This window comes from Pseudomonas frigoris, from assembly GCF_047758635.1.
GTDB classification, from domain to species: domain Bacteria; phylum Pseudomonadota; class Gammaproteobacteria; order Pseudomonadales; family Pseudomonadaceae; genus Aquipseudomonas; species Aquipseudomonas frigoris.
On the sequence record NZ_CP180479.1, the window covers coordinates 5,413,392 to 5,433,130 of the forward strand.

21 protein-coding genes are annotated in these 19,739 nt (G+C 59.5%); 9 read left to right on the top strand and 12 right to left on the bottom strand.

Translation table 11 applies throughout. The features are described from left to right. Positions 1-19: 19 nt before the first annotated feature. From ACMXYH_RS24825 to ACMXYH_RS24835, 3 genes are read right to left on the bottom strand one after another with little or no spacing between them, the layout of a single operon-like run. Positions 20-562: a DUF2937 family protein gene (locus tag ACMXYH_RS24825; protein WP_129441996.1), complete on the bottom strand. Its 543-nt coding sequence runs from the start codon at positions 560-562 to the stop codon at positions 20-22. Positions 563-574: 12 nt separating this feature from the next. Then, positions 575-1,351 carry a class II glutamine amidotransferase gene (locus tag ACMXYH_RS24830; RefSeq protein ID WP_415765264.1) on the bottom strand — a complete coding sequence of 259 codons (777 nt, stop codon included), beginning with the start codon at positions 1,349-1,351 and terminating at the stop codon, positions 575-577. A 32-nt stretch (positions 1,352-1,383) separates the two neighbouring features. Continuing rightward, positions 1,384-1,881, bottom strand: coding sequence for an MFS transporter (locus ACMXYH_RS24835; RefSeq protein ID WP_134422165.1), 498 nt, complete (start codon positions 1,879-1,881; stop codon positions 1,384-1,386). Between the two features lie 237 nt (positions 1,882-2,118). Here ACMXYH_RS24835 and ACMXYH_RS24840 point away from each other — a divergent pair, with 237 nt between their 5' ends. Together ACMXYH_RS24840 and ACMXYH_RS24845 are read left to right on the top strand one after the other, a co-directional pair. Next, positions 2,119-4,173 carry a S9 family peptidase gene (locus ACMXYH_RS24840; RefSeq protein ID WP_415765265.1) on the top strand — a complete coding sequence of 685 codons (2,055 nt, stop codon included), beginning with the start codon at positions 2,119-2,121 and terminating at the stop codon, positions 4,171-4,173. A gap of 210 nt (positions 4,174-4,383) precedes the next feature. Then, positions 4,384-4,857, top strand: coding sequence for a cyclic nucleotide-binding domain-containing protein (locus ACMXYH_RS24845; RefSeq protein WP_134418887.1), 474 nt, complete (start codon positions 4,384-4,386; stop codon positions 4,855-4,857). On the opposite strand, the gene ACMXYH_RS24850 is transcribed toward ACMXYH_RS24845, so the two are convergent. Further along, complete coding sequence (locus tag ACMXYH_RS24850) at positions 4,854-5,144, bottom strand: hypothetical protein (protein ID WP_415765266.1); 291 nt, start codon at positions 5,142-5,144, stop codon at positions 4,854-4,856. The two genes, ACMXYH_RS24845 and ACMXYH_RS24850, sit on opposite strands and share 4 nt — an antisense overlap. A gap of 98 nt (positions 5,145-5,242) precedes the next feature. Here ACMXYH_RS24850 and ACMXYH_RS24855 point away from each other — a divergent pair, with 98 nt between their 5' ends. The 4 genes from ACMXYH_RS24855 (at position 5,243) to ACMXYH_RS24870 (ending at position 7,767) form a co-directional block, all read left to right on the top strand. After that, positions 5,243-5,929 carry a spermidine synthase gene (locus ACMXYH_RS24855; protein WP_007898703.1) on the top strand — a complete coding sequence of 229 codons (687 nt, stop codon included), beginning with the start codon at positions 5,243-5,245 and terminating at the stop codon, positions 5,927-5,929. A 316-nt stretch (positions 5,930-6,245) separates the two neighbouring features. Beyond that, complete coding sequence (locus ACMXYH_RS24860; protein ID WP_056742523.1) at positions 6,246-6,620, top strand: YajD family HNH nuclease; 375 nt, start codon at positions 6,246-6,248, stop codon at positions 6,618-6,620. Between the two features lie 208 nt (positions 6,621-6,828). Next, positions 6,829-7,299: an RNA methyltransferase gene (locus ACMXYH_RS24865; RefSeq protein ID WP_129441984.1), complete on the top strand. Its 471-nt coding sequence runs from the start codon at positions 6,829-6,831 to the stop codon at positions 7,297-7,299. A 90-nt stretch (positions 7,300-7,389) separates the two neighbouring features. Continuing rightward, positions 7,390-7,767 carry a YgaP family membrane protein gene (locus tag ACMXYH_RS24870; protein ID WP_134418884.1) on the top strand — a complete coding sequence of 126 codons (378 nt, stop codon included), beginning with the start codon at positions 7,390-7,392 and terminating at the stop codon, positions 7,765-7,767. Positions 7,768-7,868: 101 nt separating this feature from the next. Here ACMXYH_RS24870 and ACMXYH_RS24875 read toward each other — a convergent pair whose 3' ends face one another. Further along, positions 7,869-9,098 (bottom strand): hypothetical protein, encoded by a 1,230-nt coding sequence (locus ACMXYH_RS24875; protein WP_415765268.1) that lies wholly within the window; start codon positions 9,096-9,098, stop codon positions 7,869-7,871. 90 nt (positions 9,099-9,188) lie between these two features. Beyond that, the gene (locus tag ACMXYH_RS24880) at positions 9,189-9,638 is read right to left on the bottom strand and encodes a YcgN family cysteine cluster protein (protein ID WP_007898698.1); all 450 of its coding nucleotides are present in this window, start codon (positions 9,636-9,638) and stop codon (positions 9,189-9,191) included. A 166-nt stretch (positions 9,639-9,804) separates the two neighbouring features. Here ACMXYH_RS24880 and ACMXYH_RS24885 point away from each other — a divergent pair, with 166 nt between their 5' ends. Further along, on the top strand, positions 9,805-10,398 hold the full coding sequence (locus tag ACMXYH_RS24885; protein WP_033054040.1) for a nitroreductase family protein: 594 nt from the start codon (positions 9,805-9,807) through the stop codon (positions 10,396-10,398). 125 nt (positions 10,399-10,523) lie between these two features. On the opposite strand, the gene ACMXYH_RS24890 is transcribed toward ACMXYH_RS24885, so the two are convergent. The 6 genes from ACMXYH_RS24890 to ACMXYH_RS24915 form a co-directional block, all read right to left on the bottom strand. Then, entirely contained in the window at positions 10,524-11,456 is a 933-nt protein-coding gene (locus tag ACMXYH_RS24890; protein ID WP_123366771.1) for a D-2-hydroxyacid dehydrogenase, read from the bottom strand. A gap of 120 nt (positions 11,457-11,576) precedes the next feature. After that, entirely contained in the window at positions 11,577-11,870 is a 294-nt protein-coding gene (locus tag ACMXYH_RS24895) for a YcgL domain-containing protein (protein ID WP_415765269.1), read from the bottom strand. Next, entirely contained in the window at positions 11,867-13,000 is a 1,134-nt protein-coding gene (rnd, locus tag ACMXYH_RS24900) for a ribonuclease D (protein ID WP_129441972.1), read from the bottom strand. The genes ACMXYH_RS24895 and rnd overlap by 4 nt, the downstream gene beginning before the upstream one ends. 123 nt (positions 13,001-13,123) lie before the next feature. Beyond that, a complete protein-coding gene (locus ACMXYH_RS24905; RefSeq protein WP_134418882.1) occupies positions 13,124-13,786 on the bottom strand; it encodes a class I SAM-dependent methyltransferase in 663 nt (220 codons plus the stop codon). A 73-nt stretch (positions 13,787-13,859) separates the two neighbouring features. Further along, the gene (locus ACMXYH_RS24910; RefSeq protein WP_415765271.1) at positions 13,860-15,509 is read right to left on the bottom strand and encodes a phosphoethanolamine transferase; all 1,650 of its coding nucleotides are present in this window, start codon (positions 15,507-15,509) and stop codon (positions 13,860-13,862) included. A gap of 179 nt (positions 15,510-15,688) precedes the next feature. Next, positions 15,689-17,071 carry a glutamine synthetase family protein gene (locus ACMXYH_RS24915; RefSeq protein WP_415765272.1) on the bottom strand — a complete coding sequence of 461 codons (1,383 nt, stop codon included), beginning with the start codon at positions 17,069-17,071 and terminating at the stop codon, positions 15,689-15,691. Positions 17,072-17,613: 542 nt separating this feature from the next. Between ACMXYH_RS24915 and ACMXYH_RS24920 the strand changes: the two genes are divergently transcribed. Both ACMXYH_RS24920 and ACMXYH_RS24925 read left to right on the top strand, forming a co-directional pair. After that, the gene (locus ACMXYH_RS24920; protein WP_415765273.1) at positions 17,614-18,798 is read left to right on the top strand and encodes a cyanate transporter; all 1,185 of its coding nucleotides are present in this window, start codon (positions 17,614-17,616) and stop codon (positions 18,796-18,798) included. Between the two features lie 16 nt (positions 18,799-18,814). Next, positions 18,815-19,732 (top strand): DMT family transporter, encoded by a 918-nt coding sequence (locus ACMXYH_RS24925; protein WP_415765274.1) that lies wholly within the window; start codon positions 18,815-18,817, stop codon positions 19,730-19,732. Positions 19,733-19,739: the final 7 nt, after the last annotated feature.

Here is a 19,739-nt window from a genome sequence, read left to right on the forward strand (position 1 = left end):
AGGCTGCGATCTTTTGCTGTTACAACCCCCGCACATCCCGATCTTCGATCGGCCGGCTCTGGCGCAGGCGTTTGCCGCCCAGTACCACCCAGTCGATCAGACGGAACAGGCATTCAATGCCGAACGACAACAGCAACGCCCCGCTCATGCCCCAGATCATCGCTTCCGGCGTCAGCAGGATCTGGTAGCTGTAGCCGTTCCAGGTTTCCTTGCGAATATCCGGATCGGCGGCCAATGCCACTTGCAGGAAGCGGATGTACCACGGGCCCTGCATGGCCTGGAACTGTTTATCGAGCGCCAGCTGACGGGTTAGCAAGGTGCTCAGGCTGTCAGCATCGCTGCGAAAAATCGGGTCTTCGCTGCCGCGGTAATGGGCCACCAACGCCTGCATGTCGCCCTTGAAGAACTGATTCGCCGTGCCCTGAAAACCGCTCAGACTGGTCTGCGCCTCAATCAGATGCGCTTCGACCCGTTTGGCGTAATCGCTGATGAACCCCGGCACCTGGACACCGATCAACAAGCCCGCTGCAAACAACACCAGCCGTAGATAACTGAGCAACATGAAGGGAAATCCTTATTCGGTCTTGCCCTGGCTGACGCATTCACCGCGTCGCCAGAGGCTCCATTGGCCCGGTTCGTAGCGGGTCCAGGTTTCGTTTTCGGTCAAGGGTTCGGTGGCGATCACCGTGACCACGTCGTTGGGCGTGGTTTCGGCCTGGAAATCGACGATCACATCGACATCCTTCAAGCGCGCCGGGCCGAATGGCGCGCGACGGGTGATTTGCGCCAATTTGGTCGAGCAATAACAGAACAACCAATCGCCATCGCTGAGCAGGCAGTTGAACACGCCTTTGCTACGGTATTCGGCGCAGGCGGCCACCAGGTCTGGCAGCAGTTCTTCGACCTCTACCGGTTCCGGGAACGCTGCGCGCACGCGGTTGAGCAAATCGCAGAACGCCGCTTCGCTGTCGGTATCGCCGACTGGGCGGTAAAAACTCTTGATCGGTTGAAACTCCGCGAGCTGGCCGTTATGGGCGAAACACCAGTTACGGCCCCACAGCTCGCGCACGAATGGATGGGTATTGGACAGGCAGACCTGGCCGACGTTGGCCTGGCGGATGTGCCCGATCACCACTTCGCTCTTGATCGGATAGCGTTGCACCAGGTTCGCGACTTCGGATTCGCAGCTCGCCGCCGGGTCCTGAAACAGGCGCAGGCCACGGCCCTCGTAAAAAGCGATGCCCCAGCCGTCACGGTGCGGACCGGTGCGGCCGCCGCGCTGCATCAGCCCGGTGAAGCTGAACACGATATCGGTCGGCACATTGGCGCTCATGCCCAATAACTCACACATGCTCGGATTCTCGCTGAAAGGCAGGGGCAAGGTTACAGACGCGGTTCGACCCGCAATCGCTGAGGGTTGCTCGGCACCGGTGGACGACCGTAACGATCATCGCCTGCACCGCCGAAAGGATGATCCTCTTCAGGGTCATCGGCCCGGGCCGCAGCCTTGGCAGCAGCAGCCTGTTCCTTGCGAGCGTTGGACGCACGTTCTATAGGGAAACGGATCGCCACGAATACCAGGTAAATGCCGAAGGCGATCATGCCGTACATGAACAGGTCGGAAACCGCCCGCCAGGCGTTGTTGCCGACCTTGAACAATAGATCAAGGGCAGTAATGGCGATGGCCGGAGCGACCTTTTCCTTCACCGGATCAATGATGGTCGGGCTGAACAGCAACACGGCAACCAATAGCCGTAATGGCTCACGCAGCCAGCGCCACATCCAGCGGGTCAGGCGCATCCACACCAGCAGGCAGCCCAAAGCGGCGAAGGCGTAGAGGCCCCAAGCGATCAGATAGTCGTTCTCGGTCATGGTGTCCATGGCAAGGCAGGCAAAGAGGCGCTTATAGTAACGACTTTTCGCACGTCAGGCTTGCCCCAATGCCGGGCCGTTATGCCTAACCCCTGTGGGAGCGGGCTTGCTCGCGAAGAGGGAGTGTCAGTCGACATCATTGTTGTCTGATACACCGCTTTCGCGAGCAAGCCCGCTCCCACAGGGGTCTGCAGCGGCATCAAGACCTGAAAAACCCTTATTCCGTACATCGTCCGAGAGCCCTTCATGCCCTTAACCGCCAACGTCTCCAGCGCCCCGATCGCCCACAAAGCTGCCGGTTCTGACCCGTATGCCTGGTTGCAGGAGCGCGACACCGACGCGGTGCTCGACTACCTGAAAGCGGAAAACCGCTACCAAGAGGCGCAAACCGCCGATCAGGCCGGGTTGCGTGAAACCCTGTTCGAAGAGATCAAGGCCCGGATTCTCGAAACCGACCTGTCCTTGCCCTCCCCTTGGGGTCCGTACCTGTATTACACGCGCACCACGGCCGGTGATGAATATGCCCGTCACTACCGCTGCCCGCGCCCTGCCGATGACAGCCTGCAGCTCGACGAAAGCCAGGAACAGCTGCTGCTGGACCCGAACAAACTGGCCAAAGGCGGTTTCTTTTCCTTGGGCGCGTTCAGTATCAGCCCGGATCACCAGCGTCTGGCCTACAGCATCGACGCCACGGGCGATGAGATTTACACGCTGTTCGTGAAGGAATTGTCCAACGGCCGTGTCAGCGAACTGGAATTCCAGGATTGCGACGGCAGCATGACCTGGGCCAATGACAGCCTGACGGTGTTCTTCGGCGAGCTGGACGAGACCCATCGCCCGCACAAACTGTTCCGCTATCGGCTGGACGGTACGGCGGCCGAAGAAGTGTTCCATGAGCCGGACGGTCGATTCTTCATGCATTGCTACCGCTCCAGTTCCGAACAGCAATTGCTGCTGTCCCTCGGCAGCAAGACCACCAGCGAAGTCTGGGTGCTTGACGCGTTCCAGCCGCAGCAGGCTTTTACCTGCATCGCACCGAGGGTTGAAGACCATGAGTACGACGTCGACCACGGCGCGCTCGACGGTCAATGGACCTGGTTCATTCGCACCAATCGCGACGGCATCAACTTTGCCCTGTACCACGCCGTAGACACCGGCGTGGCGCCGACCGAGGCCGACTGGCTGAACCTGATCCCCCACAGCGACACGGTGATGATCGAAGGCATGAGCCTGAACGCCGGGGCCGTGACCCTGAGCTTGCGTGAGGGTGGCTTGCCGATCATCGAAGTTCATCCGCAAGACCTGCCGAGCTACCGTGTGCAATTACCGGATGCGGCCTACAGCCTGCACGTGCAGAACAGCCTGGAATTCGTCAGCGACAGGATCCGCCTGCGCTACGAAGCGCTGAACCGTCCGGCGCAAATCCGCCAACTGGTATTGGGCAACGGCGAGCAGAAAGTCCTCAAGGAAACCCCGGTGCTCGGCCCGTTCGACGCCGATGCCTACGTCAGTCAGCGTTTGTGGGCGACGGCACCTGACGGTACGAAAGTGCCGATCAGCCTCGTCGTCAAACGCGAAGCACTCGGCAAGCCGACGCCGCTTTATCTGTACGGATATGGCGCCTACGGTGAAAGCCTCGACCCGTGGTTCTCCCACGCCCGTTTGAGTCTGCTCGACCGTGGCGTGGCGTTCGCCATCGCTCACGTGCGTGGCGGCGGTGAACTGGGTGAAGCCTGGTATCGCGCTGGCAAGCAGGAACACAAACACAACACCTTCAGCGACTTCATCGCCTGCGCCGAACACCTGATCGCCGATGGCTTCACCACGCCATCGCAATTGGCGATCAGCGGCGGCAGCGCCGGTGGTCTGCTGATCGGCGCGGTGCTCAATCAGCGGCCGGAGTTGTTTGCTGCTGCGATTGCCGAAGTGCCGTTCGTCGACGTGCTGAACACCATGCTCGACCCGGATCTGCCGTTGACCGTCACCGAGTACGACGAGTGGGGCAATCCTGAAGAACCGGACGTCTATGAGCGGATCAAGGCCTACGCCCCGTACGAAAACGTCACCGCACAAGCTTATCCGGCGACTCTGGTGATCGCCGGCTACAACGACAGTCGCGTGCAGTACTGGGAAGCAGCCAAGTGGGTGGCGAAATTACGCGCAACCAAAACCGACACCAATCCCCTGCTGCTCAAGACCGAATTGGGTGCCGGGCACGGCGGGATGAGCGGTCGTTATCAGGGATTGCGTGACGTAGCACTCGAATACGCATTTGTTTTCAAGGTTTTGGGCATCGCCTGAGGAACTTGGCCCGGTGTGCCGGTCTTAACACCGAACACCGAACCCGGTACAACACATCCACCCTGTGGGAGCGAGCTTGCTCGCGATGAGGGCATCACATTCACAATCGATGTTGAATGTGCCGCCGCCATCGCGAGCAAGCTCGCTCCCACAGGGGATTGGGGACGTCCAGAAAACCGGAACCAGACACAAGAAAAAGACCGTGACGACATGTCAGAACCGACCTTACTGAACAACGAAATTCGTGACTGGCTGATGGACTGTGGCCTGTTCGATCAACTGCTGCCGGCGGACTTCGCCACGGCCTCGGGCTACTTCAGCATCAGCACCATTGCTCAGGGCGAAGATATTTTCCATGAGGGTGATGCCGGCAGCTTCATGTGCATCATCCACACCGGCCAGGTGGCAGTGCAGAAAACCAACAGCGACGGGCACCTGGTGACTATGGCAACGTTGCGCAGCGGTCGGGCGTTCGGCGAAATGGCCGTACTCGACGGCGAACGACGCTCGGCCAGTTGCGTGGCTGCGAGCAATTGCCAGTTGCTCAATCTGGGCAAGGATTCATTGGAAAAGATGCTCAACGATGCGCCGAAAATCGCCGCCAAAATCATCCGCGCCCTCGCCGTCTCCCTCTCCAAACGCTTGCGCATGGCCGATGGACAACTGCTCTCGCAGCAGGTTTAACCGCCGGGTGATTTGGTTTTCGACGGGTTTTGCTCCAGCCCCGGCAGTGGCTGGTCCTTGCTGGGCGGGCTAGGCATTTCAATGGGCACCAACGGCGGGCCACCACTGCCGGGCCCGGTTCTGGGCGCAGCGGTCGGGGTGATTTGCGGGTACGGTGTCGGGGTCGCGGTGCCGGGCGAACCGGGCAGCGGCGCAGGGCTGATCGGAATGGTTTGCAACTGCTGGGCCTGCACTGCAGTTATCGAGAGCGCGGCCAAGGCAATGACCGTTAGAATGGTGCGCTTCATCAATGGCTCCGTTGGCCTTGTTGTCTTTTTGCAGGCTACTCCCAACTGCGCGTGTTTGCCTTCCCCCTCTTATGCCAATTTCTCCTCAAGTGAGTCCCATGAAACGTTTCGTTCTGCTCGACACCACTCCAATTCCTGAAAATGGCGGTGCCTTGTGCCTGTTCGAATACGGTGAGGATTTCGTCATCAAGATCCAGGGCGGCGACGGCGGGCAACTGATGAACACCCGCATGCACGGATCGGAAGACGCTCTTGCGGAGATCCCGTGCCGTAAAGTGGCCGGCCGGCCGAATTCGCGCGTGCTGATCGGCGGCCTGGGCATGGGCTTCACCCTCGCCTCGGCCCTCAAGCACCTGGGCAAGACCGCTGAAGTGGTCGTCGCCGAACTGGTGCCGGGGGTGGTGGAGTGGAACCGTGGGCCGTTGGGCGAGAAAGCCGGGAACCCGCTGCTTGACCCGCGCACGGTCATTCGCATGGAAGACGTGGCCAAAGTCCTGCAGGCAGAGCCGCAAGGTTTCGACGCGATCATGCTCGACGTCGACAACGGCCCCGAAGGCCTGACCCAGAAGGCCAACAGCTGGCTCTACTCCGCTGGCGGCCTGAGCGCCTGCGCCAAGGCCCTGCGGCCCAAAGGCGTGCTGGCCGTCTGGTCCGCGAGCGCTGACCGACAGTTTTCCGACAAACTGAAGAAGGCCGGCTTCAAGGCCGAGGAAGTCCAGGTCTTCGCCCACGGCAACAAAGGCACCCGCCACACCATCTGGATTGCCGAGAAGCTCAAGGGCTGAGCGTGGGCCTGTCATCACTTATTTCCTAGGCCGCGTTGCGCCTGAAAACGTGCCAGGCAAGGCGCAGTCCGCTGGTAATGGTCGTTCCCTTGCCAAGGACTGCAACGCAGCCTGGCTCGTTTTCAGACACAACCCGAAGGGCCGGGCCTGCTGTGGTGCAGGGCTGCGTTGCTCGGAGCTCGTTTGGAATGACCAAACCACACTCCTCGCGCCTTGCCCTGCACCACAGCAGACCCGGCGCGGCCTAGGAAATAAGTGATGACAGGCCCTACACTTGGCTCATAACCGTCATTAGTCTTTTTACAAAGGTGAACCCATGAGTTCGTCAACGCCTCCGACCAACACGTCGAAACTGGACCGCATCCTTGCTGACAACCAGCGCGACAAGGAAATGGGTTACCGCGACAAAGCCCTGAAAATGTACCCGCACGTGTGCGGCCGCTGTGCTCGTGAGTTTTCCGGCAAGCGCCTGAGCGAATTGACCGTGCACCACCGCGACCACAACCACGACAACAACCCGCAGGACGGCTCGAACTGGGAATTGTTGTGCCTGTATTGCCACGACAATGAACACTCTCGGTACACCGACCAGCAGTATTTTGGTGAAGGCTCGCTGAGCTCGCCGAAAATCGCCAAGGCGACGCATAACCCGTTTGCGGCGTTGGCCGGCCTGATGAAGAAAGACGAGTAATATTTTCAGCGCCTGACCTGGCCTCATCGCGAGCAAGCTCGCTCCCACAGGGGATCTTCTGTGAACACAACATTTGTGAACACTCAGGATCCATGTGGGAGCGGGCTTGCTCGCGAAGACGGCCGACCAGACACCACCAATCTCCAAACCGAACACCCCTCCCCCAATCCCCGTATAATCGCCGTTTTTTCCCCGAAGGCACCCGCTCGTGGCAGACAAACGGTACAGCTGCATTGGTTTGTATAACCCCAAATCACCGGAGAACGTCGGTTCGGTGATGCGCGCCGCTGGCTGTTATGGCGTGGCGTCCGTGTTCTACACCGGCAAACGTTATGAGCGCGCCGCCGACTTCGTCACCGACACCAAGCGCGTCCACTACGACATTCCGCTGATCGGCATCGACGACCTGAAAAAAATCCTGCCGCTGGGCTGCGTTCCGGTCGCTGTGGAACTGGTGGACGGCGCCCGTTCGCTGCCGGAATACACCCATCCGGACCGCGCGCTGTACATCTTCGGCCCGGAAGACGGCTCGCTGGATAAAGAGATTCGCGACTGGTGCGAAGACGTGGTCTACATCCCGACCACCGGTTGCATGAACCTGGCGGCCACCGTCAACGTCGTGCTCTATGACCGCCTGTCCAAGGGACTCAACACCCGCTCCGGGGCGAAGTTTCGCTGATTCAACGCACATCCGATGGAACAAGCCGCCCGCCTCGGCAGTCAGCTTAATTATCTATTCTTGAAAGCCATTCCAGCCAGGAGACAGATCATGAGCGAACTCAATCGCGTAGAACGCATCGAATCCACCCCGTTCCAGACTCACACTGAGCAAAACGTTGAGGGTTGGGAACGCATTGCTTCCCTGGCCGGCGGTGTGGTGATGGTCGGCAAGGGCCTGCGTCGCGGTGGCGTGTTCGGGTTGATTCAAGTGGCGATCGGCGGTGTGGCCCTGGCGCGTGGTATTACCGGGCACAGTTCGGCGAAAAGCCTGCTGGAGAAAAGCCGTCAGGACATGAACAACGTGCGGGCGAAGATTCAGCGGGCGGGTGAAGAGTTGAACCGGTTGAAGGCGAATGCTGAAGCGGCGACCAATACCGCTACCGTGACCGGTAATGATTCGTTGAAGTCGCCTAAAACCGGGGTTTGATCCAGACATTGTGGTGAGTCGAAGGGCCTCATCGCGAGCAAGCTCGCTCCCACAGGTGACCGCATTCCAATGTGGGAGCGAGCTTGCTCGCGATAGCGGTATTACTGAAGTAACTCGGTATCGAGGACCTTGGACGATTCACCAATGATGCTTTCGGCAAGCTGAACAAATTCCTTGGTATCCACGCTCTCCAAATGCATCGCCCCCTGCAACACATCATCCAGCGAACGCTTGTTGCGGGTCTTCAGGCGAATCTCGCGATCCAGTTCCTGCAATAACACGACCGCTTTGGACACCTGCGCCGGGCTGACCTGCTCAGCGCGCAAGGTCGTGACGTTCTGGCTGTCCTTGGCCAACTTCTTCTGCAAACTCTCATACCGCTCATCACTCATGCCGCCAGCGCGGCGCACCAGTTCGATGGCGTAATACTCGGCAAATCCTTCGCTGATCCAGTCACTGCGCTGGTGATCGTTGATCCGTCCGAACACCTGCGCCAATTCCCGCACCAGCGCACTGGTACCGCTTTCGCTGACCATCGGCAGACGCGTGTTCAGATAGATCGATTCGCGCGCGCCCAGACTGCCACGCCACATCGGGTCGTTGGCACCGACGATTAACAGTTTGACGGGATGACGGGGATACACCGCCTGCACTTGCGGCCAGACAAAGGTCAGCAGCGTCAGCACATCCATGCGGCGCATGCCCTGGCCCAGAGGTGAGGCGACGGTGACCTCGGTTTCCCCAAGCCGCGTGCGACGGCTGCCGAGGTGGCCGGCTAGCATCCAGCCCGTGGGCCGGTCGAACAATCGAGAGACGTTATCAATCCGGAACTTGTTCTTGCCGATTCGCGGCCAGGCGGTTTCGACGCTTTTCCAGCCGGTGGGCAATTCGAATTCAAGGCGTGAAACCAGCTCAATGCCGTCCTGCTGATCGAGTTTGGCTGCCGGCACCAGATCATCGCCGCGCATCAACGCCCAAGTTGGCGTCATGCGCGTATCGAAGCTGCCGCTCTTGCGCCCGTGGCTGATGCGTACGCGGTAGGTCAGGCTGGCCTTGTCGGCGGCCGGACGCCAGACACCACGGGCCTGCTTGCCCGGCGTGAGCTGCCATTGGCCATCGGCCTTGAAATCGCTGTAGTGACTACCATCGCCCAGGTCGAAATCCAGACTGCGTACCGCCGAACCCTGAGCGAGCGTCAACTGCACTTCAGCCTGATCGCTTTGCGGCAACAGGCGCACGTGGTAATCCAGATCAACCTTCTTCGCCGCCCACACGGGCGAACTCAGAGCCAAAAGCCCAAAGGTCAACGCCAGCCGCAATCCCACAGCCATACACACTCCTTGTGGCGAGCGAGCTTGCTCGCGCTGGGCTGCGTAGCAGCCCCAAATTCTAGTAATCACTGCCGATTTTTTGAGTGGGAATTAACCCGCCCGGAAAATCAGATGGTCTTCCCAATCGTCTTCGGCCACGCTGCCTTCGGCCAGCATGCGCCCGGACTGGGAAATACGTTCGTGGTGCACCGCATCGCGATCACCGCACACCAGATGGTGCCAAAGCGGCAGGTCCTTGCCTTCGCTGACCAGTCGATAGCCGCAGGTCGGCGGCAACCATTTGAACTCGTCAGCCTTGCCCGGTGTGAGCTGGATGCAGTCGGGGACGAAATCGCGGCGGTTCGGGTAATCGGTGCACTGACAGGTTTTCAGGTCCAGCAGTTTGCAGGCGATACGCGTGTAATAGACGCTGTTGTCGTCTTCATCTTCGAGCTTTTGCAGGCAGCACAAACCGCAGCCGTCGCACAGCGATTCCCATTCCTCTTGATCGAGTTGATCGAGGGTTTTGCGTATCCAGAACGGTTCGACTTTGGCGGCCATGGCTCAAGCATCAACATCAGGTGGTGAAAAGGCCGCCAGTCTAGTGCCAAGGCCCTTGTGGGCCAAGCGTTGGCGACTGCCGGTAAAAACGAGCTTGTCAGTTATTGTGCCGCCCAGTAGGGTTTTGCGTCGCCCCTCACCTTCAAACGTAGCAAGGAATCTCCTGATGAGTGCTAATCCACGCGTTGCCGACTATGCCATCCACCCTCAGTTCACCGACCGCTGGTCGCCCCGCGCCTTCACCGGCGAAGCGATCTCCGAAGAAACTCTGCTGAGCTTCTTCGAAGCTGCACGTTGGGCGCCATCGGCCTACAACTCGCAGCCTTGGCGGTTTCTGTATGCGCGTCGCGACACGCCAAACTGGGAGCGCTATCTGGGGCTGCTGAACGAATTCAACCGCAGCTGGGCGCAACACGCCTCGGCACTGGTAATCGTTATCTCGAAAACCACCTTCGCGGTGCCTGGCGCCACCGAAGAGACCCCGGCCTTGTGGCACACCTTCGACACGGGTTCCGCTTGGGGCCATCTGGCGCTGCAAGCGAGCATCAGCGGCTGGCACACCCACGGTATGGCCGGTTTCGACCAGGACCTGACCCGCAAGGAGCTGAACATTCCAGAAGGTTATGCGCTGCACGCTGCGGTAGCGGTGGGCAAACTGGGCGACAAGGCGACGCTGGCGGATTACCTGCAAGCACGTGAAGAACCGAGCCCGCGTCGTCCGCTGAGCGAGTTGGCCGCCGAGGGTGATTTCACCCTCTAACCAACAATGAAGATCCAATGTGGGAGCGGGCTTGCTCGCGAAAGCGGTCTGTCAGTCAACATTGATGTTGGATGTGCCGGCCTCTTCGCGAGCAAGCCCGCTCCCACATTTTGATTGCGGTGAAGTCAATAACCGCGATTGAAATCCACTTCCCCGCGCAATGCCTCACCCGCCTGATACGCCCGCAGGTTCTCGACAAACAGATTCACCATCATCGATGGCGAGGTCGGTGCCGAGCTGTGGCCAGTGAGCAGCAGGCCCCAAGCGGTCCAGAACGGATGACGTTGCGGCAGCGGCTCCTGACGACAGACGTCGATCACAGCACCGGCCAGATGCCCTTCTTTCAAAGCTTCCACCAGGTCCGCATCGACCACTGCCACGCCGCGTCCGACGTTGATGAACAACCCGGTCGGCTTGAATTGCTTGAACAGCGCCGCGTCGTACAGGTCGTGGGTGTTCGGCGTATTCGGCAGCAGATTGATCACGTAATCCACCTCACCGACCAGACGCGGCAGATCAGCCAGCGCCCCGACTTCGACAAACGGCGCCTGCTCACGGGCTTCGCTGGCGATGCCGTACAACTCGACGCCAAACGGCACCAGGAACTGCGCCACGGTCTGGCCGATGTCACCGGTGCCGACGATCAACACTTTACGCCCGGCCAGGCTTTGGCCCTGGCGACTGTCCCACTTGCGCTCGACCTGGCTGACCAGCCGCGGCAGCACTTCGCGCTCGTGGCCGAGCATGTAGGTCAGCACGTATTCGGCCATGACTTGACCGAAAATCCCCACTGCCCGGGTCAGGCGATAGTGGCGAGGCAAGCCGTCGGCCAGCAGCGGCGTAATGCCCGCCCAGGTCGATTGCAGCCATTGTGGCTCGTGGCCCTGACGCAGCAAGGTCGCCAGCAGGTCCGGCTGACCGAGCCAGATCGGACAATCAGCGGCCTGGCTGGCCAGTTCGGCGGAGTCGCCGCTGGTCAGCACTTCCAGGTCGGGCGCTGCTTGACGCAACAGCTGGGCGTACACCGGGTGGTCGTGTTCAGCAATCAGAACGCGCATGGTTCAAACCTTTCAAAAACAGTGCAGACGGCCGCCGATGGAGTAACGCTCCATCGCCCTGGCCCTCGCCAAAATCATTCCAGTGTTTCATAAAGGCTCTGAACAGAGCCTGTCTGCCAGTCACATCGGGTCGTTGCGGCGCAGCAATTCTTCCGGCAAGTGTTCGATGTATTCGTCTTCGGCCGGCGGCATTTGCAAGTGGTAACCCTGCTTCTCAAGGTTTTCCAGCACCACGGTGATGTCCTCGCGCGACAGTTTACGCTCGAGGGTCAGCACCAGGTCGAAGGCGTGATGCGGTTTGCCGAAGGCGGCCATCAGACTTTCCGGGACGCGCTCCAGTGCATCGCTTTTGAGCACATAGAGGTACATCTCGTTTTTCTTCAAGCTTCGATAAATGGAGCAAATACGTTTCAAGGCTGTTCTCCGGCGGTGGCCAGGCTGTCGAGCAGCGCCTGGCCCATCAATTCGCGGCGCCAGCCACGCAGCGAATCAGGCAATTGGTAAGGACCATTGGGATAGCCGCTCTTGAGCAGCGCTTCCAGGGTTTTCTTGCGCAGCATCAGCTCCGGCGCAATGTTCAGGCGCTCGGCTTCGGCCTGGCCGATCGCACGCAGCTGTTTGACCAGCGTGGCGGCGTCCACCGGCAAAGGCTCCGGCACCGCAGGCGGCCATTGATCAGGCGACACACTGCCAGAGCGTTTGATCAGATCAAGCAGAAATTCGCCGTCCTGACGCACGGTACGCGGGTGCATGTCTTCGATTTTCGCCAACGCTCCGAGGTTGTCCGGCTGAGTCCGCGCCAGCGGCCACAGGGAGTGCTCACGCACGATGCGGTTGCGCGGCAGATCACGGGCGCGGGCTTCGCGCTCGCGCCAGGCGCACAGTTCACGTAATACGACGAGTTGGGCACGGGAGAGCTTCCAGGCCAGCTTGGCTTCGCGATAGACCTCATACGGATCAACTTCGCGGCGCAGGTTGGCCACCAGCTCGGCGCCGTCTTCCAGGACCCAGGCGTACTTGTCGTCAGAAAGCTTCGGACGAAGCTGTACGAAAACTTCCGCCAAGTGCAAAGCATCTTCGGCGGCGTAGCTGATTTGGGTGTCGGAAAGCGGACGTTGCAGCCAGTCGGAACGGGTCTCGCCCTTGGGCAGGTCGATGCCGAGCACTTCCTGCACCAACCGCGAATACCCCATGGAAAAACCGAGGTTCAGGTAAGCGGCGGCCAACTGAGTGTCGAACAACGGCGCCGGCAGGCTGCCGGTCAGGCGCAGCAGGACTTCGAGGTCTTCGCTGCACGCATGGACGACTTTGACCACGGCCGGGTTTTCCAGCAACGCGGCCAGAGGCTGCCAGTTGTCGATGCTCAGCGGGTCAATCAGGTAAGCGCGTACGCCATCGCCGATCTGTAGCAGGCCTGCAATCGGATAAAAGGTGTCGACCCGCATGAATTCGGTGTCGAGGGCAACGAATGGCAGCTGCTGCCACTCGGCGCAAAACTGACCGAGGCTATCGTTGTCGCGAATCCAGTGAATATCGATGGCCACACGGCTCTCCCTTGAAGAATGGCGCGCAGTATATATCGCCCCCGGCGTTTTCCGCGCCTCCACAGAACAAGAGCTTTAGCGAAAATGCCTGCCAAACAGCAAGAAATGTCTGACAAGCGGAGACTAGCCGGCCTTACGCAGTACGTAGACGCGCATCCGCGCACAGCCGGGCAGGAAGTCCTGATGACTGAGCACGCGCAAACCTGCGAGCTTGAACTCGGCTTCCACGTCGGCCTTGCTGGCCAACGGTCGGGCCGGAACGCCCTGTGCATCCGTGCGCCGGCCTTTGAAATGAGCATCGACCCGAACCCCCACAATCACCGTATCGCGACTGACCCGATGGAACTCCTTAAGCATGGCCAAACGATGCTCGGGGCAGGCGATGTGTTGAAACAGCTGCATGCAAAAAATGCAGTCAACCGCATTCGCCGACAAGCCGATGGTGAACGCTGAACTCTGAAAGGTCTTGACCCGTTTCAGCAGGCTCTGCGGATGGTGAGTGCGGGCATGATCGAGTATGTCCTGCGACGGGTCGGCCGCGAGGATCACCCGGTTTGCATGCTCGGCCAGTACTGGCCAGAAGCGCCCGACACCGCAAGCCAAATCAAGAACCAGACCCGGTTCGCCGGCAGCCTTGAGCGCGTTGCGCACCAATTGCTCGTCACGCCAGAACGTCAACCGCCCGGCCAAGCCACGCGGTCGCGGCTGAAGACAGACGCGGGCGTGCTCCTGATCGTAGCGCCGGGCGATCTCAAGCTCGATGGCAGATGGGGGTTGAGCGGACATGTGCAATGGCTCTCGGGGGAAACTCTGCCGGCCGCAAGTTAGCGACCGGGGCATGAAAAAAAGGTTGAGGTACTCACTTTTTGGCCAACACGCCGTCGGTCACCGCACCACGACATCCGGCAAACATATCCAGATTCTGCTTGTACACCTTGCTCTGGACTTCCAGCAAACCGAGCATCGAATGGAACAGGTTGTCCTGACTCAAGGGCTTGTCGCGACTCAGTTGCAGGCAATTGGCGTCCACCGAGAACGACTTTTGATAGCTGTCGGAAAACCAGGCCAGCATCGCGACATGCTTTTGTTGTTCCGGCGCCAGCATGTAAGGCGTGCCATGCAGGAACAAGTTGTACTCGCCCAGGGATTCGCCGTGGTCCGACAAATAGAGCATCGCGGTATCGACTTTGTCCTGATTGTTGCGCAACAAATCGATCAGGGTCGACAGCACGTGGTCGGTATACACCAGGGTGTTGTCATAGCCATTGACGATACTTTCGCGACTGCAATTATTCAGGGCGTTACTTTCACAAACCGGGGTGAAGCGCTCGTACTCTTTCGGGTAGCGCTTGAAGTATTCCGGACCGTGACTGCCCATCTGGTGCAATACCAGAACCGTGTCTTTATCCAGGGTATCGATGAAGTGCTGCAAACCCTGCAGCAGGATTTCATCGCGGCATTCACTATTGGCACACAGCACCGGGTCTTTCAGGTTACTGACGTCGTCGACGGTCACCCTATCGCAAGTGCCTTTACAGCCCGATTGGTTATCACGCCAGATCACGTCGAGACCCGCGCGTTTGAGTACGTCCAGCAGGCCTTCCTGGTTCTTCGCCTTACTGGCGTTGTAATTCTTGCGGCCCATGTCGGAGAACATGCACGGCACCGACACGGCTGTTTCCGTCCCGCAGGAATGCACGTCGGTGAACGCGATCAGGCCGGCCTCTTTACTCAATTTGGGTGTGGTGTCACGGTTATACCCCAGGATGCCGAAGTTCTCGGCCCGGGCACTTTCGCCCACCACCAGCACGGTCAGGGATTTGCGCTGATGGGTTTGCCAGGCGGGATTTCGCTGGGCATCTTCACCCAATTTCATAAAGGGCTGTTGTGCTGAGGCAACCTGTTCACGCAGAAAGCCGAAAGAGGCACCGATGTAGTTGCTTGGCACGACCATCAGGCGCAATTCATGATGATTGCGAAACAACGAAGACAGGCCCTGATAGTTAACCAGTGCAACGCCACCAATCACGGCAACCGACGCGACAGTTACCAGTGCTTTACTTAATAGCTCACGGTGCCAGCGGCGGTAATTAACCGGGATCTGCCACAACAACAACGACGGCAAAACACCCAGCACAAGGATATAAACAAGCAACTTCAACGACAGCAAGTCACGCACTTCCGTCGCATTAGTTTGCGCAAAGTTACGCAACATGCCGGTGTCAATCAGCACGCCATATTGACCCATGAAGTACGCGACGCTGGCACTGACCATAAAGATCAGCGTCAAAACGGGCTTCATTACCGGCCGGAACGCCAGCAGGGTCAGCACAATGTTGAAAGCAGCAAGGATCATCGCCCCGAATGCCACACGCATGACGATGCCTTGACCGTCAGAGGCCGTGATTTCAAACAGGTGTTGCCAGAGAACGAAATTGAATCCTGCCAATAGAAAGGCGCTGGAAATCAGTGTCACCCACTCGGGGCGCACGGCTTTAATCTTCAACATGATGATCGGCTGTTCCTGAATAAAAGTGCCTTCGCCAAATGTGAAAATTTCATTGGCCGTAACATCACTAAGTGTAGGCTGCCAACCATCAATTTTTTGTGAAAAAGAAGCCAACGATTAGTTGGCTCATGGCACGAGGCAAAAACGGTCAACTTATTTGAGAATGCTTCAGGTTCTGTTCAGGCTTGATTCAAATACCAACGCCAGTCCTGCTCGCCGACTTCCCCCATGAACTGTCGATACTCGGCACGTTTTACCGCCAGGTACACGCCGAGGAACTCACCGCCGAACGCTTCCCGAGCCCAGATCGAACCTTCCAGCGCTCGTAACGTAGTCAACCAGTCAGTCGGCAACAGTTCCGTGGCCTGCGCGTAGCCATTGCCCTCCACCGGCACACCAGGATCGAGTTGTTCGCGTATACCGCGATGGATCCCGGCCAGAATCGCCGCAGCCGCCAGATATGGATTGGCGTCGGCGCCACAGATTCGGTGCTCAATATGCCGTGAGAACGCCGGCCCGCCGGGCACGCGCAAACTCACGGTGCGATTGTCCACGCCCCACGTGGCCGCCAGCGGCGCATAGCTGTTGGTCTGGAAGCGACGGTAAGAGTTGGCGTTCGGACAGAACAGCAGCAATGAATCGAGCAACGTACTGAGCATCCCGCCGACCGCCTGTTTGAGCAGTGGCGTGCCGTCCGGGGCTTCGCTGGCGAACAGGTTGTTGCCCTCCTTGTCCGCCAGGCTGACGTGCATGTGCATGCCTGTACCCGCCAAGTCATCAAACGGTTTCGCCATGAAGCACGCCGTCATCCCGTGCTTGTGCGCCACGCCCTTGACCAGTCGTTTGTAGCGCACCGCTTCGTCCATCGCCTGCAAGGCGCCGGTGCGGTGTTCGAGGGTGATTTCCACTTGCCCCGGCGCGTATTCGGAAATCGCCGTGCGCGCCGGAATGCCCTGGAGTTTGCAGGCGCTGTAGAGATCGGCCAGAAATGGTTCGATTTGCTCCAGCTCACGCAAGCCATAAACCTGAGTGCCTCGCGGTCGTCCACCATCGACATCCCGCGCCGGTTGCGGCCGACCATTGCTGTCGCGCTGCTGATCCAACAGATAGAACTCCAGCTCCGCCGCCATCACCGGGTAATAACCGTCGGCCTGCAAGCCTTCGATGACTTTCGCCAGCAGATGCCGTGGATCGGCAATCGTCGCGGGCATACCCTCCTTCGGGTGCATGCTGACCTGCACCGCCGCCGTAGGCATCAGCCGCCATGGCATGCGCGTCAAACTGCCGCTGATCGGGTACGCCCGGCAGTCGATATCGCCAACGTCCCAGACCAGGCCGGAGTTTTCCACGTCATCGCCGTTGATGGTCAGGCCAAGAATGGTGCTCGGCAATGGCCGCCCGCTTTCGTACACCGCCAGCAATTCATCGCGGTGCAGCAACTTGCCCCGAGGTACACCGTTGTTGTCGAGGATGAACAACTCGAACATCTCGATATCCGGGTTCTGTTCCAGAAAGGTCAGGGCTTCTTGCTTGGAGGCGAAAGATGTCGTGGCAACACTCATGGGAATTCTCTTATTTCCGCGTCAGGCAAACGCACAGGCGTCGCCGCTTTGATCCCGGCGTATAGCGCGGGACCTGTAAGAACAATCAACGGGAAATGCAGGAATCCGGTGGGCGCGCGTGACGGCAGTGCCACAGCGCCCAAAAGGCTAATTCGGAGGGAAGTGCGACTGGACGATCGTCCATAGAGAAAACCGCAGAGAACAGATGAGCAGCAGCGTCACACGGGAGGTTAAGTCGTTAAATCGGGATTTGAAGAACTTTGGTTGCGGGTTGGCTAAACAATTGAGTAGCACCACGCTACTTGTAGCAGCTGCCGAAGGCTGCGTTCGGCTGCGAAGCAGACGTTAAATCAGCCAATGCGGTATGGCAGGTTCATCCGGTGGCAGAATTTGCGCCTGCTTCGCAGCCGGACGCAGCCTTCGGCAGCTGCTACAGGTGAACGGAGTGTTATTTGATTTCTAAATACTACTCCGGACTTTCTGATTTGCGGCCTGCAGGCCTCGCGCGCCTAATCGGCTCCTGGTCATTCAAGGTCCGATAGATGGAAAACGTTCGCGCAATCTCCCGCCCCGCCCTCTGGCTGATGTTCAGCATCATTCTTGTCGCTCTGAACCTGCGGCCTTCCATGGCCGCCGTCGGTCCTTTGCTGTCGGCGATTCGCGACGATATTGCACTGAGTTTCAGCCTGGCTTCGCTGCTGACCATGCTGCCGGTGATGGCGATGGGGCTGGCGATGTTCTTTGGGCTGGGCGTCAGCCAACGAATCGGCGAACAACGCACCGTGGTGCTTTCGCTGCTGATCATCGGCGTGGCCACGGTGTCGCGGATGTTCCTCGATTCGGCGGCCGAACTGATCCTCAGCGCCGTACTGGCGGGTATCGGTATCGCGCTGATCCAGGCATTGATGCCGGCGCTGATCAAATCCCGCTTCAGCGATAACGTTTCCGTGTGCATGGGGCTCTACGTCACGTCGATCATGGGCGGCGCAGCGATTGCGGCGTCGTTTGCGCCGCTGGTGATGATTCGCACCGGCAGCTGGCGCGTAGGCCTGGCGATCTGGGCGGCGCTGGCGTTGGTAGCGCTGCTGTTTTGGTGCGTGCAACGTGAAAGGCTGCCGGCGCAGCCTGCTCAGACGCAACGCAATGAATCCTTCTTCGGCAATTCCCGCGCCTGGCTGCTCGCCATCTTCTTCGGCCTGGGCACGGCGTCCTACACCTGTGTGCTGGCCTGGCTGGCGCCGTACTACGTGGAAAAGGGTTGGAGCGAACAAAACGCCGGGTTGCTGCTGGGTTTCCTGACCGCCATGGAAGTGTTGTCTGGCCTGCTGACACCGGCCATCGCCAACCGCAGCCGTGACCGGCGCGTGGTGCTGGTAGTGTTGCTGGCGCTGATCATGGCGGGTTTTTGCGGGCTTATTCTCAGCCCGCAGTACCTGAGTCTGTTGTGGCCATGTCTATTGGGGCTCGGCATCGGCGGACTGTTCCCGATGAGCCTGATTGTGTCCCTGGATCATCTGGACAATCCCCAGCGTGCCGGCGGCCTGACCGCGTTCGTGCAAGGCATCGGCTACCTGATCGCCGGTCTCTCACCGCTGATTGCCGGGTTGATCCGCGATCAGCTCGGCAGCTTCGAATGGGCCTGGTGGTCACTGACCGGCGTCATGGCACTGATGATCCTGATGGTCTTGCGCTTCGATCCGCGGCATTACGCCCAACACATTCGCTGACCCAGGAACTCACATCATGAAACACACCGGTTTCGCCGCCGCTCACGTCGGCATGCTGCTCTGGGCACTGTTGATCGCTGCATCGTTTTCTGCGGCAGCACAGGTCAGCCAGGCCATCGACCCGATCCTGCTGACCGGTTTGCGCCTGTTATTCTGCGCCCTGGTATTTTTGCCGCTGCTGCTGTTCAAAGGCGATACCGCCATGACCGCCCGCGGACTGTTCGGCCATGCCGCGCTCGGCTTGCTGCTGGCGGTGTATTTCGGCTCGCTGTTCGAGGCATTGCGCTACACCTCGGCCGTCAATACCGGAACGATGTTCACCTTGGTACCACTGCTGACATTGTTGTTCGAAGCCATATTGATGCCCGACCGCAACCTGAAACAGCGGGTGCTGCCGATGCTGATTGCCGCTGCCGGGGCCGTGTTGCTGGTTTTGAAAGGCGCAGGCCCTGGTGAGCTGCCTTCGCTGTATGCAGTGTCGGTGTATGGCGTCGGTTGCCTGGCGATGGCGCTCTACTCGCCCCTCAGTCAACGGCTCAAGGTCAGCAGCCTAAAGGGTCGCGGCCCAGTGGGCATGACTTTCTGGAACATGCTGTTCGGCGCGCTGTTTCTGCTGGCATTCTGTGGGTTCAGCGGCGGCTGGCGATCCGCGTCATTGCTGACCGTGAGCGATTTCTGGTGGCTGATTTACCTGGCGGTGTTCGCCACGCTGGCGACCTTCTGGCTGCTGCATCGGGCCATCGGCGTTATCGCCCCTTCCTCGGTCATTTCCTACATTTACCTGAGCACGCTGCTCCTCACATTGTTTCACTGGTTCTGGTTACGTCAGTCGCCACTGCCGCTGGAAATCATCGGCGCGCTGCTGGTGGGAGTCGGTATGTGGGCACTGCTGATGTCCAGCCGCCGCGGGGTGCCTGCAGCCGTTCAAGGCTGAAGGCCTC

Coding starts and splice junctions, on each gene's coding strand:
- ACMXYH_RS24875 (WP_415765268.1), bottom strand. CDS start 9,098: ATGGCTGTGGGATTGCGGCTGGCGTTGACCTTTGGGCTTTTGGCTCTG.
- ACMXYH_RS24860 (WP_056742523.1), top strand. CDS start 6,246: ATGAGTTCGTCAACGCCTCCGACCAACACGTCGAAACTGGACCGCATC.
- ACMXYH_RS24920 (WP_415765273.1), top strand. CDS start 17,614: ATGGAAAACGTTCGCGCAATCTCCCGCCCCGCCCTCTGGCTGATGTTC.
- ACMXYH_RS24835 (WP_134422165.1), bottom strand. CDS start 1,881: ATGGACACCATGACCGAGAACGACTATCTGATCGCTTGGGGCCTCTAC.
- ACMXYH_RS24880 (WP_007898698.1), bottom strand. CDS start 9,638: ATGGCCGCCAAAGTCGAACCGTTCTGGATACGCAAAACCCTCGATCAA.
- ACMXYH_RS24925 (WP_415765274.1), top strand. CDS start 18,815: ATGAAACACACCGGTTTCGCCGCCGCTCACGTCGGCATGCTGCTCTGG.
- ACMXYH_RS24830 (WP_415765264.1), bottom strand. CDS start 1,351: ATGTGTGAGTTATTGGGCATGAGCGCCAATGTGCCGACCGATATCGTG.
- ACMXYH_RS24885 (WP_033054040.1), top strand. CDS start 9,805: ATGAGTGCTAATCCACGCGTTGCCGACTATGCCATCCACCCTCAGTTC.
- ACMXYH_RS24850 (WP_415765266.1), bottom strand. CDS start 5,144: ATGAAGCGCACCATTCTAACGGTCATTGCCTTGGCCGCGCTCTCGATA.
- ACMXYH_RS24910 (WP_415765271.1), bottom strand. CDS start 15,509: ATGTTGAAGATTAAAGCCGTGCGCCCCGAGTGGGTGACACTGATTTCC.
- ACMXYH_RS24845 (WP_134418887.1), top strand. CDS start 4,384: ATGTCAGAACCGACCTTACTGAACAACGAAATTCGTGACTGGCTGATG.
- ACMXYH_RS24870 (WP_134418884.1), top strand. CDS start 7,390: ATGAGCGAACTCAATCGCGTAGAACGCATCGAATCCACCCCGTTCCAG.
- ACMXYH_RS24855 (WP_007898703.1), top strand. CDS start 5,243: ATGAAACGTTTCGTTCTGCTCGACACCACTCCAATTCCTGAAAATGGC.
- ACMXYH_RS24905 (WP_134418882.1), bottom strand. CDS start 13,786: ATGTCCGCTCAACCCCCATCTGCCATCGAGCTTGAGATCGCCCGGCGC.
- ACMXYH_RS24890 (WP_123366771.1), bottom strand. CDS start 11,456: ATGCGCGTTCTGATTGCTGAACACGACCACCCGGTGTACGCCCAGCTG.
- ACMXYH_RS24840 (WP_415765265.1), top strand. CDS start 2,119: ATGCCCTTAACCGCCAACGTCTCCAGCGCCCCGATCGCCCACAAAGCT.
- ACMXYH_RS24915 (WP_415765272.1), bottom strand. CDS start 17,071: ATGAGTGTTGCCACGACATCTTTCGCCTCCAAGCAAGAAGCCCTGACC.
- ACMXYH_RS24825 (WP_129441996.1), bottom strand. CDS start 562: ATGTTGCTCAGTTATCTACGGCTGGTGTTGTTTGCAGCGGGCTTGTTG.